Annotated in this window: 15 protein-coding genes and 1 pseudogene; 8 read left to right on the forward strand and 8 right to left on the reverse strand. The window is 53.0% G+C overall.

Going from position 1 to position 14,738, the window contains the following annotated elements; genetic code table 11:
- The first annotated feature begins 6 nt into the window (after window positions 1-6).
- Complete coding sequence (locus J4685_RS02690) at window positions 7-360, forward strand: DsrE/DsrF/TusD sulfur relay family protein (protein ID WP_001179794.1); 354 nt, start codon at window positions 7-9, stop codon at window positions 358-360.
- A gap of 79 nt (window positions 361-439) precedes the next feature.
- On the opposite strand, the pseudogene chaB reads toward J4685_RS02690, so the two are convergent.
- Window positions 440-670, reverse strand: a pseudogene (gene chaB, locus J4685_RS02695) (putative cation transport regulator ChaB).
- Between the two features lie 266 nt (window positions 671-936).
- Between chaB and chaA the strand changes: the two are divergent.
- A complete protein-coding gene (chaA, locus tag J4685_RS02700) occupies window positions 937-2,037 on the forward strand; it encodes a sodium-potassium/proton antiporter ChaA (protein WP_000148420.1) in 1,101 nt (366 codons plus the stop codon).
- Window positions 2,038-2,090: 53 nt separating this feature from the next.
- Here the strand turns inward: chaA and kdsA are convergent, their stop codons facing one another.
- From kdsA to hemA, 6 genes are read right to left on the reverse strand one after another with little or no spacing between them, the layout of a single operon-like run.
- Window positions 2,091-2,945 (reverse strand): 3-deoxy-8-phosphooctulonate synthase, encoded by an 855-nt coding sequence (kdsA, locus tag J4685_RS02705; protein ID WP_000811050.1) that lies wholly within the window; start codon window positions 2,943-2,945, stop codon window positions 2,091-2,093.
- Between the two features lie 37 nt (window positions 2,946-2,982).
- Complete coding sequence (gene sirB1 / locus J4685_RS02710; protein ID WP_001257065.1) at window positions 2,983-3,792, reverse strand: invasion regulator SirB1; 810 nt, start codon at window positions 3,790-3,792, stop codon at window positions 2,983-2,985.
- 3 nt (window positions 3,793-3,795) lie between these two features.
- Window positions 3,796-4,185, reverse strand: a complete 390-nt coding sequence (gene sirB2, locus J4685_RS02715; RefSeq protein WP_000150667.1) for an invasion regulator SirB2 — start codon at window positions 4,183-4,185, stop codon at window positions 3,796-3,798.
- Window positions 4,182-5,015 (reverse strand): peptide chain release factor N(5)-glutamine methyltransferase, encoded by an 834-nt coding sequence (prmC, locus tag J4685_RS02720; RefSeq protein WP_000347318.1) that lies wholly within the window; start codon window positions 5,013-5,015, stop codon window positions 4,182-4,184. Before prmC ends, sirB2 begins: the two co-directional genes overlap by 4 nt.
- On the reverse strand, window positions 5,015-6,097 hold the full coding sequence (gene prfA / locus J4685_RS02725) for a peptide chain release factor 1 (protein ID WP_000804704.1): 1,083 nt from the start codon (window positions 6,095-6,097) through the stop codon (window positions 5,015-5,017). The genes prmC and prfA overlap by 1 nt, the downstream gene beginning before the upstream one ends.
- Window positions 6,098-6,137: 40 nt before the next feature.
- A complete protein-coding gene (gene hemA / locus J4685_RS02730) occupies window positions 6,138-7,394 on the reverse strand; it encodes a glutamyl-tRNA reductase (RefSeq protein WP_000173208.1) in 1,257 nt (418 codons plus the stop codon).
- 313 nt (window positions 7,395-7,707) lie between these two features.
- Here hemA and lolB point away from each other — a divergent pair, with 313 nt between their 5' ends.
- The 4 genes from lolB to dauA all read left to right on the forward strand — a co-directional run bounded on the left by lolB (window position 7,708) and on the right by dauA (window position 12,202).
- Window positions 7,708-8,331, forward strand: coding sequence for a lipoprotein insertase outer membrane protein LolB (lolB, locus tag J4685_RS02735; RefSeq protein WP_000174484.1), 624 nt, complete (start codon window positions 7,708-7,710; stop codon window positions 8,329-8,331).
- The gene (gene ispE, locus J4685_RS02740) at window positions 8,328-9,179 is read left to right on the forward strand and encodes a 4-(cytidine 5'-diphospho)-2-C-methyl-D-erythritol kinase (protein ID WP_000988256.1); all 852 of its coding nucleotides are present in this window, start codon (window positions 8,328-8,330) and stop codon (window positions 9,177-9,179) included. The genes lolB and ispE overlap by 4 nt, the downstream gene beginning before the upstream one ends.
- Before the next feature lie 265 nt (window positions 9,180-9,444).
- Window positions 9,445-10,392 (forward strand): ribose-phosphate diphosphokinase, encoded by a 948-nt coding sequence (gene prs, locus J4685_RS02745; protein ID WP_011233032.1) that lies wholly within the window; start codon window positions 9,445-9,447, stop codon window positions 10,390-10,392.
- A gap of 124 nt (window positions 10,393-10,516) precedes the next feature.
- A complete protein-coding gene (dauA, locus tag J4685_RS02750; RefSeq protein WP_001037196.1) occupies window positions 10,517-12,202 on the forward strand; it encodes a C4-dicarboxylic acid transporter DauA in 1,686 nt (561 codons plus the stop codon).
- A 44-nt stretch (window positions 12,203-12,246) separates the two neighbouring features.
- On the opposite strand, the gene ychH is transcribed toward dauA, so the two are convergent.
- Entirely contained in the window at window positions 12,247-12,525 is a 279-nt protein-coding gene (gene ychH / locus J4685_RS02755; protein ID WP_000823879.1) for a stress-induced protein YchH, read from the reverse strand.
- A gap of 275 nt (window positions 12,526-12,800) precedes the next feature.
- On the opposite strand from ychH, the gene pth reads away from it, so the two are divergent.
- Entirely contained in the window at window positions 12,801-13,385 is a 585-nt protein-coding gene (gene pth / locus J4685_RS02760; protein WP_000985595.1) for an aminoacyl-tRNA hydrolase, read from the forward strand.
- 116 nt (window positions 13,386-13,501) lie between these two features.
- Entirely contained in the window at window positions 13,502-14,593 is a 1,092-nt protein-coding gene (ychF, locus tag J4685_RS02765) for a redox-regulated ATPase YchF (RefSeq protein WP_000505855.1), read from the forward strand.
- Window positions 14,594-14,738 lie beyond the last annotated feature (145 nt).

The following is a 14,738-nucleotide window of genomic DNA, read 5'->3' on the forward strand; positions in this document are numbered from 1 at the left end:
TTATTCATGCAAAATATCGTCATTATCGCTAACGGCGCCGCCTACGGCAGCGAATCATTATTTAATAGCCTGCGTCTGGCCATTGCGCTGCGCGAGCAGGAAAGCCATCTCGATTTACGCCTGTTTTTGATGTCAGATGCCGTAACCGCAGGGTTACGCGGTCAAAAACCAGCCGAAGGCTACAATATTCAGCAAATGCTGGAAATTCTGACCGCGCAAAACGTACCGGTAAAATTATGCAAAACCTGTGCGGACGGACGTGGTATCACTCCCCTGCCGCTGATTGACGGTGTGGAAATCGGAACGCTGGTCGAGCTGGCGCAATGGACGCTGGCGGCGGACAAAGTGCTGACATTTTGAATCTGTACGCGGGAAAAGCTCCCGCGTCAGGATAGACTTCCGGCAAGAAAATCAGGCTAACGCGTGAGTAATACCGCGTTTATTTTTTCTTATGCCATTTATCATCCTCGCCTTTTTCATAATCGTTTTTAACCGCCGCCCAGGCGACTTTGTGTGCGGTTTCCTCGCGGCTGGCGTCATCACGACGATCGGCTTTATCTTTATATTGCTCCCAGGCGCTATTAAACGCTTCTTTGTAAATGTCCTAGGCATGGGCTGGAAGAACATTCCGCACATTATCGGGTAAATCACTTTTGGCTTTATACGGCATCAGCGCCTCCGTCTTCAGGGAAAACATTAAGTGTGGTAAACAATGCGTTATTACGCCAGTCGAGGAGGATTTTTGCTTTTTACGGAAATTAACTTTTTGTTATTTAAACACTGTTAAAACAAGATGCTTGTTTTACTGACCTTGAAAGAAAAAAATCGTCTACGCCGTAAAACTACGTAAAAAACAACTAAAAAAATACAAATTTCTGCTATTTTTACCTTCTTTACTCTTTCCAAAATATTAACACCTGCACAAGGGAGACCCACATGACACATGCCTGTGAGGCGGTGAAAACCCGCCATAAGGAGACTTCGCTTATTTTCCCGGTTCTTGCGCTGGTAGTGCTGTTCCTTTGGGGAAGCAGCCAGTCACTACCAGTGGTTATTGGCATCAATATCCTTGCACTTATTGGTATTTTAAGCAGCGCATTTAGCGTGGTCCGTCATGCCGATGTATTAGCGCACCGACTCGGCGAACCCTACGGATCGCTTATTTTAAGCCTGTCCGTCGTTATTCTTGAGGTGAGTTTAATTTCAGCGCTGATGGCCACCGGCGATGCTGCGCCAACGCTTATGCGCGATACGCTCTACTCTATTATTATGATTGTCACCGGGGGACTGGTCGGTTTCTCGTTGTTGTTGGGCGGGCGTAAATTCGCAACGCAATATATGAATTTATTCGGGATTAAGCAGTATCTTATCGCACTGTTTCCGCTGGCGATTATTGTACTGGTTTTTCCAATGGCATTGCCGCAAGCCAATTTCTCTACCGGTCAGGCATTATTGGTCGCGTTAATTTCCGCCGCGATGTACGGCGTATTTTTGTTGATTCAAACCAAAACGCACCAGAGCTTATTTATCTATGAACATGAAGATGAAGGCGATGATGACAATCCACACCACGGTAAACCCTCCGCGCACAGTAGCGGCTGGCATACGGTCTGGTTACTTATTCATTTAATTGCGGTCATTGCCGTTACCAAAATGAATGCCAGCCCGCTGGAGGCGTTGCTGACCAGCATGAACGCCCCGGTCGCCTTTACCGGTTTCCTGGTCGCGCTGTTAATTCTCTCGCCGGAAGGACTGGGCGCGCTGAAGGCGGTACTGAATAATCAGGTTCAGCGGGCAATGAATCTGTTCTTCGGATCGGTGTTGGCGACGATTTCATTAACCGTGCCGGTCGTCACGCTCATCGCCTGGGTGACAGGTAATGATCTGGTGTTTGGTTTAGGCGCGCCGGAAATGGTAGTGATGGTGGCCTCGTTAGTGCTGTGCCATATTTCGTTCTCTACCGGACGCACCAACGTGCTAAACGGCGCGGCGCATCTGGCTTTATTTGCCGCCTATCTGATGACGATTTTTGCCTGATATAAAAAAGCCGGATAGTATCTTATCCGGCCTACACAAGCTAAAAACCGCAATCAGTTCTCGGTATCCAGCTCGTCGAAGCTTTTCACCAAATCATCAATTGCTTTTATCTGGGTCAGGAACTGCTCCAGTTTCGCCAGCGGCAGCGCGGAAGGACCGTCGCACTTCGCGTTAGCCGGGTCCGGATGCGACTCCAGGAACAGGCCCGCCAGACCGACAGCCATACCAGCGCGCGCCAGCTCGGTCACCTGACCACGACGACCGCCAGAGGCGGCGCCAAATGGGTCGCGGCATTGCAGCGCATGGGTAACGTCGAAAATCACCGGCGAGTTGCCGGAGACCTTTTTCATCACGCTAAAGCCCAGCATATCCACCACCAGGTTGTCATAACCGAAGTTCGCGCCGCGGTCGCACAGAATCACCTTATCGTTACCGCCCTCATGGAACTTATCCACGATATTGCCCATCTGACCCGGGCTTACGAACTGCGGCTTTTTCACGTTAATCACAGCGCCGGTTTTCGCCATCGCTTCCACCAGGTCGGTCTGGCGCGCCAGAAACGCCGGGAGCTGAATCACGTCAACCACATCAGCCACAGGCTGCACCTGGCTGGCTTCATGGACGTCAGTGATCACTTTTACGCCAAATGTCTGTTTGAGTTCCTGGAAGATTTTCATCCCTTCTTCCAGACCCGGCCCACGGTAAGAGTGAATAGAGGAACGGTTGGCTTTATCAAAAGAGGCCTTGAACACGTAAGGAATACCCAGCTTCTGGGTAACGGTTACGTAGTGCTCACAAATGCGCATTGCCAGATCGCGTGACTCCAGCACGTTCATACCGCCAAACAGCACAAACGGCAGGTCATTTGCCACCTTAATGTCGCCAATGTTAACCACTTTTTGTTTCATAGGATCGCCTTACACTTATAGGTAAAATGTCGGTTAATTAATGTAGAACAATTTGCTTGTGCGCAATGGTGTTGATCTGCGCACGAATCATTTCGCTGATCGGGTCTTCCGGACACTGTTCAACGAAGTAGCTTAAATCAGTCAGCGCAACGTGTTCACACTCAAGCTGCGCGTAGATCAACCCGCGGTCACGGATTTCGTAAGGATCTTCCGGGTTAAATTGCAACAATGCTTCGCTAACGCGCAGCGCCAGCTCCATTTGCCGTTCCTCCATCAGCGAGGATTTCAGCGTATCCAGTAGCTTACGAATCACTTCGGCGTTATCCGCTTCGTCCAAATCTTCATTAAACAACTCGGCGACCGGACTAATATTGCCTTTTAACCAGACTTCGAGGGTATGTTCATCAAGCGTTTCACCGTTGAACGGGTTAATCAGCCACATTTCCCCTTCCAGCGATTCAATACGCAAAATCAACTGCGTTGGGAAGATAACGGGCACCAACGGCAAATCAAGACGGTTTGCTATCCATAATAAAATAGCGCCCAACGATACCGCGCTCCCCTGGCGTTTTTTCAGGACTTTATCGAGCCATAAAGCATCAGAAAGACGGTAGACGCCGCGGGAGTCCGTGAACCCCCACTCGCCGTAAAAAAGTGCCAGCAATTTTTCCAGTTGCTCATCCTGAGACAGGAGCTGGCTAATTTCTTCCTGCGCCAGACTGACCAGACGTTCCAGTTCGTCGTAGACAAACTGCGTGGGAAAATCCAGGCGAATCATCTCTGATGCCAGGATCATGCCATCACACAGCGGCGCATTGTTAAATTCGAAATCAGCTAACGACCTCATGACTTACCCCAGTAACGGTATTTTTGTGGTGGCGAGTTTAATGATGATGTACAGCACCACCAGCGCCAGCGGGAAAGCGATAAAACGCGCCTGCTGGCTGCGCGCCTGACGATAATCAAGCGCAATAAAACCCAAAACGATGTAGATGATAACGCCAAACAGTTTTTCAGTCAGCCATGAGCCCGACTCCGTGAATGGCAGGATGTGCGTTTTAACGATTAACCCAATACCGCTAAGCAGTAACAGGGTATCTATGACGGGAGGCACGATTCGTGTCCAGCGCGCGGCGGCCAACGCATGGCCGCAATAGCGCCACCAGTAACGAGCGACAAACAAACTGACGGAGAGCGCAACACAAATAAGATGAAGCGTGAGCAACATTGCAATTGTCATGGCGTAAAACGCCCGCAGGTTACGCGTTCATTACCGCCATAATCACGACACGTTTCTACATCCGTGTAACCAGACCGCCTGAAAACCGCTCTTACCGCTTCGCCCTGCTGCCAACCGTGTTCCAGCAGCAGGAAGCCGCCGGGCGTTAACATCTGGCGGGCGTTATCGATAATATGCGTAAGATCCGCCATACCGTTTTCGTCCGCCACCAACGCCGAGCGCGGTTCAAAGCGTACATCGCCTTCGCTAAGGTGCGGGTCCTGCGCATCAATGTAGGGCGGATTGCTGACAATCATGTCGAACTGCTGCCCCGATAGCGCGCTGAACCAACAACTTTGCAGTATACGCACATTCTGGATAGCCAAATGTTCCGCGTTGCGTATCGCCAGCGCAACCGCATCAGGCATACGATCGACCGCAGTCACCTCGCAATCCGGTCGCTCGCAGGCCAGCGCCAGCGCAATCGCGCCGGTTCCGGTGCCTAAATCCAGAATACGACAGGTTTTGACCGGCAATCGCGCCAACGCCTGTTCCACCAGACATTCGGTATCCGGGCGCGGGATTAGCGTGGCGGGAGAAACGAAGAGCGGCAGCGACCAAAATTCGCGTAAGCCCGTCAGGTACGCAATAGGTTCGCCCTGTCTACGCCGCTGCAGCAGGTCCGCGAGCTGTTGTTGCTGGACGTCGGTAAGCGGCGTTTCGCCAAAGGCCATGATATACGTCCGCCCCTTGCCCGTAACGTACTCAAGCAGGATCTCGGCGTCGCGCCGGGGGCTGTCGCTGTCCCGGAGCTGGTTTACCGCCTCATGTAGCCAGTGCTGAAAATCCATTATTCCTGCTCGGATAAGGCGGCTAACAGGTCAGCCTGGTGTTCCTGAACAATCGGCTCAATCAGCATATCCAGCTTACCTTCCATCGTTTCATCAAGGCGATATAACGTCAGATTAATACGATGATCGGTCACGCGCCCCTGCGGGAAATTATAGGTCCGGTTACGATCGCTGCGATCGCCGCTGCCAAGCAGGTTGCGGCGCGTTGACGCCTCGGCCTGCTGGCGTTTTGCCGTTTCGGCGGCGTGAATGCGCGCCCCGAGCACCGAGAGCGCTTTCGCTTTGTTTTTATGCTGCGAACGCTCGTCCTGGCATTCCACCACGATGCCGGTCGGCAAGTGGGTAATACGGATAGAGGAGTCGGTGGTGTTAACGTGCTGACCGCCCGCGCCGGAAGAACGAAACGTATCAATGCGCAGATCCGCCGGGTTAATATCCGGCAGCTCGGCTTCCGGCAGCTCCGGCATCACGGCGACGGTACAGGCGGAGGTATGGATACGCCCCTGCGACTCGGTCGCCGGAACACGCTGTACGCGGTGTCCGCCGGACTCAAATTTCAGTCGGCCATACACGCCGTCGCCGCTGATTTTGGCGATGATCTCTTTATAACCGCCATGCTCGCCTTCGCTCATGCTCATGATCTCCACGCGCCAGCGGCGCGCTTCGGCATAACGGCTGTACATGCGGAACAGATCGCCGGCAAACAGCGCGGCTTCGTCGCCGCCGGTGCCGGCGCGAACCTCAAGGAACGCGTTTCGTTCATCGTCCGGATCTTTCGGCAGCAGCAGTACCTGTAACTGTTGCTCCAGTTGTTCGCTTTTTTCTTTCGCTTCGCGCAGTTCTTCCTGCGCCATTTCCCGCATTTCAGGATCGTCGAGCATCATCTGAGCCGTCTCGATATCGTCCTGAACCTGTTGCCAGTCCGTAAAACAGCGAGAAACGTCGCTTAATTGCGCATATTCGCGCGACAATGCGCGAAAGCGGTCCTGGTCGGCGATAATTCCCGCATCGCCCAGCAACGCCTGAACTTCCTCATGGCGTTCGTGCAGGGCTTCCAGTTTGGCAACGATAGAAGGCTTCATAGGCGTAAATTCACCCTGTAAAAAAGTGTGGTGTGTGCTGCTACTCCAGCCCGAGGCTGTCGCGCAGAATATTCAGGCGTTCGTCATCCCCGTCACGGGCAGCCTGTTGAAGTGATTTCGTTGGCGCATGAATCAGGCGGTTGGTCAGTTTCCATGCCAGATCCTGCAAGATGGCTTGCGCATCACCGCCCTGTTGAAGGGCCGACAGCGCTTTGGTAGTCAGTTCGTCACGAATCTGCTCCGACTGACTACGGTATTCCCGAATGGTCTCGCTGGCCCCCTGGGCGCGTAGCCAGGCCATAAACTCGCTGGCTTCCTGCTCAACAATCGTTTCCGCTTCCACCGCCGCAGCCTGACGCTGCGCCAGATTATGCGAAATGATGCTCTGTAAATCATCGACGCTATAAAGATAAGCGTTCGCCAGTTTGCCGACTTCCGGCTCAACGTCGCGCGGTACGGCGATATCCACCAGCAGCATCGGCTGGTTGCGACGGCTTTTTAATGCGCGCTCCACCATGCCTTTACCGATAATCGGCAGCGGGCTGGCGGTCGAACTGATGATAATATCGGCATCCTGCAAACGGGCGTCGATATCGCTGAGCGAGATAACCTCAGCGCCAACCTCATCCGCCAGGGCTTGCGCGCGCTCGCGGGTTCGGTTGGCGATAATCATCTTTTGTACTTTATGCTCGCGCAGGTGACGCGCCACCAGTTCAATGGTTTCGCCCGCGCCAACTAACAGTACAGTGACCGTCGAGAGCGATTCAAAGATTTGGCGGGCGAGCGTACAGGCGGCAAACGCGACGGAGACGGCGCTGGCGCCGATATCGGTTTCAGTCCGCACTCTCTTGGCGACGGAAAAAGACTTCTGAAACATTCGCTCCAGCGCGCTGGCGTTAAGGTGGCCTTTTTGCGAATCCGCAAACGCTTTTTTCACCTGACCGAGGATTTGCGGTTCGCCCAGCACCAGTGAATCCAGACCGCTGGCGACGCGCATCAGGTGGCTGACGGCGTCATTGTCCTGATGCCAGTACAGACTGTTGCGCAGATCGTCCTCGTTCAGGTTATGGTAATCGCATAACCAGCGGATCAGCGCTTCTTGCAGGTTATCCTGCTCTTCCACGCTCAGATACAGCTCTGTACGGTTACAGGTTGACAGCACGACCCCGCCCTGCACCATTGGCTGCGCAAGCAGGCTGTCCAGCGCCTGATCAAGCGTGTCCGGCGAAAACGTTACGCGTTCTCGCAGCGATACAGGTGCCGTTTTATGGTTAATACCGAGCGCTAAAAGAGTCATGTCTGCGGGAGTAGTACCAGCGTTGATATGGTTAGTCTGCTTGCATCATACAGGATGCGCGTGGTCAATAAAAGAGAGAGCCCCCTTTTGGAGTAATTGGCAGCGCTCGCTAATTTGATGATTTAAGACAACTTGAAAGTAGACGATGTCACCAGGCGGCGCTAGCATTAAAGGCTATAACTGTAACCGATAGCAAAAATTTGCCGAATCGCGGCGCGAACGTTTTTACAGCCTGCAGGTTCAGTTTTCAGGCCTGATAAGCGTAACGCCATCAGGCAATTATTGCACCGTATCACAAGGATTCGTCATCACTATGACCCTGCCCGATTTTCGCCTGATTCGTCTACTGCCGTTAGCAAGCCTGGTTCTCACCGCCTGTACGCTTCCTGGGCATAAAGGCCCGGGCAAGAGCCCGGATTCCCCTCAGTGGCGCCAGCATCAGCAAGAGGTGCGTCATCTGAATCAATACCAGACGCGCGGCGCCTTTGCTTACATCTCAGATGATCAGAAAGTCTATGCGCGCTTCTTCTGGCAACAGACCGGACAGGATCGCTACCGCCTGCTGCTTACCAACCCGCTGGGCAGCACCGAGCTGGAGCTTAACGCCCAGCCGGGCAACGTCCAGTTGGTGGATAACAAAGGCCAGCGTTATACCGCCGATGACGCCGAAGAGATGATCGGCAAACTCACCGGGATGCCGATTCCGTTAAACAGCCTGCGGCAGTGGATCCTCGGTCTGCCTGGCGATGCCACCGACTACAAACTGGACGACCAGTATCGCCTGAGCGAAGTGAACTACCGCCAGGATGGTAAAAACTGGAAAGTGGTTTACGGTGGCTATGACAGCAAAACGCAGCCTGCCATGCCTGCCAATATGGAGCTTTCAGACGGCAGTCAGCGCATTAAGCTGAAAATGGATAACTGGATTGTGAAATGATGACCCATTGGCCTTCTCCGGCAAAATTAAATCTGTTTTTATATATCACCGGACAGCGTGCAGACGGCTACCACACGCTGCAGACGCTGTTTCAGTTTCTGGATTATGGCGACACACTCCACATCGAACCGCGTCGCGATGGCGAAATCCATTTATTAACGCCGGTTAACGGCGTTGAAAATGAAGACAATCTGATCGTCCGCGCCGCGCAACTGTTGATGAAAATCGCCTCGGAGAGTGGACGCCTGCCCGCCGGAAGCGGCGCGGATATCAGCATTGAGAAGCGCCTTCCCATGGGCGGCGGTCTGGGTGGCGGCTCGTCTAACGCCGCGACCGTTCTGGTGGCGCTCAATCATCTTTGGCAATGCGGGCTTTCCATTGATGAACTGGCGACGCTCGGCCTGACGCTCGGCGCCGACGTCCCGGTCTTTGTTCGTGGCCACGCCGCGTTTGCCGAAGGCGTAGGCGAAATATTAACGCCGGTGAATCCGCCGGAAAAATGGTATCTGGTCGCGCACCCTGGCGTAAGCATTCCGACGCCGGTTATCTTTAAAGATCCTCAATTGCCGCGTAATACGCCAAAAAGGTCAATAGATACGTTACTAAAATGTGAATTCAGCAATGATTGCGAGGTTATCGCAAGAAAACGTTTTCGCGAGGTTGATGCGGCGCTTTCCTGGCTGTTAGAATACGCGCCGTCGCGCCTGACTGGGACAGGGGCCTGTGTCTTTGCTGAATTCGATACAGAGTCCTGTGCTCGCCAGGTGCTTGAGCAAGCCCCGGAATGGCTCAATGCTTTTGTGGCGAAGGGTGTCAACCTCTCCCCATTGCATCGAGAGTTACTCTAACGCATTCGGGTTTCAGGAAGATGGCGAAATGACGAATCGCCGGTCATATATGCCGTATTTGACCGGTGTGAGGCATCGATACCAGCGCACATGAAACGTGAATGAAGACGAGTAAGCCGGGCAAGCTGAGCTTCGGTGACAACGTCACCTTGTTCCAGACGTTGCATCGCGCTCTTTAATACACCGCCTGGATAGGATTTTGCCTGGCCCGCACAGTTTTCGGCAGATTCTTTCCACCAATGGACGCATGCCTGAGGTTCTTCTCGTGCCTGATATGAAGCTTTTTGCTGGTAACGCCACCCCGGAACTAGCACAACGTATTGCCAACCGCCTGTACACTTCTCTCGGCGACGCCGCCGTAGGTCGCTTTAGCGACGGCGAAGTCAGCGTACAAATCAACGAAAATGTACGCGGTGGTGATATTTTCATCATCCAGTCCACTTGTGCCCCAACCAACGACAACCTGATGGAATTGGTCGTTATGGTTGATGCCCTGCGTCGTGCTTCCGCAGGTCGTATCACCGCCGTTATCCCCTACTTTGGCTATGCACGTCAGGACCGTCGCGTACGTTCCGCCCGTGTGCCGATTACCGCAAAAGTTGTCGCTGACTTCCTGTCCAGCGTCGGCGTTGACCGCGTTCTCACCGTAGATCTGCATGCTGAACAGATCCAGGGCTTCTTTGACGTTCCGGTTGATAACGTGTTTGGTAGCCCAATCCTGCTCGAAGATATGCTGCAACTGAATCTGGATAACCCGATCGTGGTTTCTCCGGATATTGGCGGCGTGGTTCGTGCCCGCGCTATCGCTAAGCTGCTGAACGATACCGATATGGCTATCATTGATAAACGTCGTCCGCGCGCGAACGTTTCTCAGGTGATGCACATCATCGGCGACGTCACTGGCCGTGACTGCGTGCTGGTTGATGATATGATCGATACCGGCGGTACTCTGTGCAAAGCAGCAGAAGCATTGAAAGAACGTGGCGCTAAACGCGTGTTTGCCTACGCGACGCACCCGATCTTCTCAGGCAATGCGGCAAACAACCTGCGCAACTCCGTCATTGATGAAGTCGTTGTCTGCGACACCATTCCGCTGACCGACGAAATCAAAGCGCTGCCGAACGTGCGTACTTTGACCCTGTCAGGTATGCTGGCCGAAGCGATTCGCCGTATCAGCAACGAAGAATCGATTTCCGCCATGTTCGAGCATTGATCGAACCCGGATCTGAAACCCGCTGCGGCGGGTTTTTTTGTCTGTAACACCCTTTTGTATGACTTATGCCTCCTTCACCTGCCATTTAGTTGACAGATGATGCGCTCATGGATGAAACATTATTGTGAACAAATTATTTTCCTCACATGTGATGCCTTTCCGCGCTCTCATCGATGCTTGCTGGAAAGAAAAATATACCGCCTCCCGGTTCACCCGCGATGTGATAGCCGGGATCACCGTCGGGATTATTGCTATCCCGCTGGCGATGGCGCTGGCAATTGGCAGTGGCGTTGCGCCGCAGTATGGCCTCTATACCTCCGCTGTCGCCGGGATCGTGATCGCGCTAACCGGCGGCTCGCGCTTTAGCGTTTCCGGCCCTACCGCCGCGTTTGTGGTGATTTTGTATCCGGTATCGCAACAGTTTGGTCTGGCGGGCCTACTGGTCGCCACGCTGATGTCGGGCTTCTTCCTGATCCTTTTCGGCCTGGCGAGACTGGGGCGATTGATTGAATATATCCCGGTGTCGGTCACGTTGGGTTTTACCTCAGGGATTGGTATTACCATCGGTACCATGCAGATTAAAGATTTTCTTGGTCTGCAGATGGCCCATGTGCCAGAGCACTATTTGCAGAAAGTCAGCGCGCTGTTTATGGCGTTGCCCACCGTCAATATTGGCGATGCCGCCATTGGCGTGGTAACGCTGGGAACGTTGATTTTCTGGCCGCGTCTCGGTATTCGTCTGCCAGGACATCTTCCCGCGCTGCTGGCCGGTTGCGCCGTAATGGGGATTGTTAATCTGCTGGGCGGCAATGTGGCGACTATCGGCTCACAGTTCCATTACGTTCTGGCTGACGGCACTCAGGGCAACGGCATCCCGCAGCTCCTGCCGCAACTGATGCTGCCGTGGAGTCTTCCTGGCTCCGATTTCACGCTAAGCTGGGATTCACTGCGCGCGCTGCTGCCAGCGGCTTTCTCGATGGCAATGCTGGGGGCAATCGAATCATTGCTCTGCGCCGTCGTGCTGGACGGCATGACCGGCACCAAACATAAAGCTAACAGCGAACTTATCGGCCAGGGGCTGGGGAATATGGTCGCGCCGTTCTTTGGCGGCATCACCGCCACCGCCGCGATTGCCCGATCTGCCGCCAACGTCCGCGCTGGCGCGACCTCTCCCGTCTCGGCGGTAATTCACGCTATTCTGGTCATTCTGGCGCTACTGGTCTTAGCCCCGCTACTCTCCTGGCTGCCGCTTTCCGCGATGGCGGCGCTACTGCTGATGGTGGCATGGAATATGAGTGAAGCCCATAAAGTGGTGGATCTGTTACGCCATGCGCCGAAAGATGACATTATCGTTATGCTGCTGTGCATGTCATTAACGGTTCTGTTTGATATGGTCATCGCCATCAGCGTGGGGATTGTCCTTGCTTCCCTGCTGTTTATGCGCCGTATTGCGCGAATGACTCGACTTGCGCCGGTCAATGTCGATATGCCTGAAGATGTGCTGGTGCTGCGTGTTATCGGTCCGCTCTTTTTCGCCGCGGCGGAAGGGCTGTTTACCGACCTTGAGTCACGTATTAAGGGCAAACGTATCGTCGTTCTGAAATGGGACGCAGTACCAGTGCTGGATGCAGGCGGGCTTGATGCTTTTCAGCGTTTTGTGAAGCGTCTGCCGGAGGGTTGCGAATTGCGTATCAGTAACCTGGAGTTCCAACCGCTGCGCACAATGGCGCGTGCCGGTATCAAACCTATTCCTGGGCGTCTGACCTTCTTCCCGAACAGGACGGAGGCGTTAGCGGATTTACTCAGTTAATGGACAATGCCCGGTGGCGATAACGCTTACCGAGTCTGAACCGGTTAGCTATGACGACGATTGTCGCTACGGCGGCAACGTTTGTCATAGTGACGTACCCACCAATATTTGTCGCTCACCTGCTCATGCCCCCCTACACGAGCCCCCGCCAGCCAAAGAACTGCACCGACAAAAATGCTCAGTATTGCGCCATGCGCAAAAAATTGCGGCAAATTAAACTGCGGCAGTTGGTTTAAAATAGAGTAACCCACGCCGACAACCATCACGACCAGCCCCAACCCCATCAGCACGTTACCGAATAACGAAGCGTTTTTGCGTTTCATATGTCACCTCCGGAACTTTTGGGTTGTTTTTAGGAAATCCCCCTAAACTTTATGTGTAAAGTATAGACAACACTTCCATTTGTAAGTGCGGGTGCGATCACAAATGTAAAGTTTCATTTAACAAAACTTTACAAATAACACTCTGAACAGTTTACATTTTTAATAATCAATGCTGGCAATTATTTAATTTACTTCAGGGTGTCGCTGTGTTTTGTCAAGCGGGCAGACAGACAGTAAACTACGCGCCAGTTATGGATCTACTCAGGACAAAAAACGTGGCAATTAAATTGATTGTTGGTCTGGCGAATCCCGGCGCGGAATATGCCGCGACGCGACACAATGCAGGCGCATGGTACGTCGATTTACTGGCGGAGCGCCTGCGCGCGCCGTTGCGTGAAGAGCCTAAATTCTTTGGCTATACCTCACGCATCACGCTGGAAGGGGAAGATGTTCGCCTGCTGGTACCCACCACGTTCATGAACCTCAGTGGTAAAGCAGTTGGCGCAATGGCCAGTTTTTACCGTATTCAGCCGGACGAAATTCTGGTCGCTCACGACGAGCTGGATCTCCCGCCGGGCGTCGCGAAATTTAAACTTGGCGGCGGCCACGGCGGCCACAATGGTCTGAAAGACATCATCAGCAAGCTGGGCAATAATCCCAACTTTCACCGCTTACGCGTTGGAATTGGTCATCCAGGCGATAAAAATAAAGTTGTTGGTTTCGTGCTGGGTAAACCCCCTGTTTCTGAACAAAAATTAATTGATGAGGCCATTGACGAAGCGGCACGTTGTACGGAATTGTGGTTCAAAGAGGGTCTGGCCAAAGCAACAAGCCGTTTGCATACCTTTAAGGCGCAATAACCAGTGATGTGCGGCATTTTTGCCGCACGCCGTGTATAATAGGCGAAGTTATTTCCATTTCTGCAATCTGTTTTCTATAACAGGTTGATTATTAAGATATTAAGGTGAGTTAAATCATGGGATTCAAATGCGGTATCGTCGGTCTGCCCAACGTCGGGAAATCCACCCTGTTCAACGCGCTGACAAAAGCCGGTATTGAAGCGGCAAACTTTCCGTTCTGCACTATCGAACCGAATACCGGTGTCGTGCCGATGCCCGATCCGCGTCTGGACCAGTTGGCTGAGATTGTTAAACCGCAACGCATTCTACCAACCACGATGGAGTTCGTGGATATCGCCGGTCTGGTAAAAGGCGCATCCAAAGGCGAAGGGTTGGGTAACCAGTTCCTGACCAATATCCGTGAAACCGAAGCTATCGGTCACGTGGTCCGCTGCTTTGAGAACGACAATATCATCCATGTGGCGGGTAAAGTAAACCCGGCAGAAGATATTGATGTTATCAATACCGAACTGGCGCTGGCTGACCTCGATACCTGCGAGCGCGCTATCCATCGCGTACAGAAGAAAGCCAAAGGCGGCGATAAAGACGCCAAAGCGGAACTGGCCGCGCTGGAAAAATGCCTGCCGCACCTGGCCGAAGCGGGGATGCTGCGTTCGCTGGACCTGACGGACGAAGATAAAGCGGCTATCCGTTATTTAAGCTTCCTGACGCTGAAGCCGACAATGTATATCGCTAACGTCAATGAAGACGGTTTTGAAAATAACCCGTATCTGGACCAGGTTCGCGAAATCGCCGCCAAAGAAGGTTCGGTCGTGGTTCCGGTGTGTGCCGCCGTCGAAGCTGATATTACTGAGCTGGAGGATGACGAGCGCGACGAATTTATGGCTGAACTGGGTCTGGAAGAGCCGGGGCTGAACCGCGTTATTCGCGCAGGTTATCGTCTGCTGAACCTCCAGACCTATTTCACCGCCGGGGTGAAAGAGGTTCGCGCATGGACCATTCCGGTTGGCGCAACCGCGCCGCAGGCAGCAGGTAAAATCCATACCGACTTCGAAAAAGGCTTTATCCGCGCCCAAACTATCGCCTTTGACGACTTTATTACCTATAAAGGTGAACAAGGCGCGAAAGAAGCCGGTAAGATGCGAGCGGAAGGCAAAGATTACATCGTTAAAGATGGCGATATAATGAACTTCCTGTTCAACGTCTAAATAACATTTGTTGTCTTATGAGGTTTTGCTGAATCTCATAAGAGGCAAAGAAACTCATAAAATCCACGCAGCCGCGTGGATTTTTTATTTCATAATATCTCAACTCATACTGACAGGCTCAATTAACGCAGAGCTAACAGGGTAA

Source organism: Salmonella sp. 32100201201700099SM (genome assembly GCF_017572645.1).
Lineage (GTDB): Bacteria > Pseudomonadota > Gammaproteobacteria > Enterobacterales > Enterobacteriaceae > Salmonella > Salmonella enterica.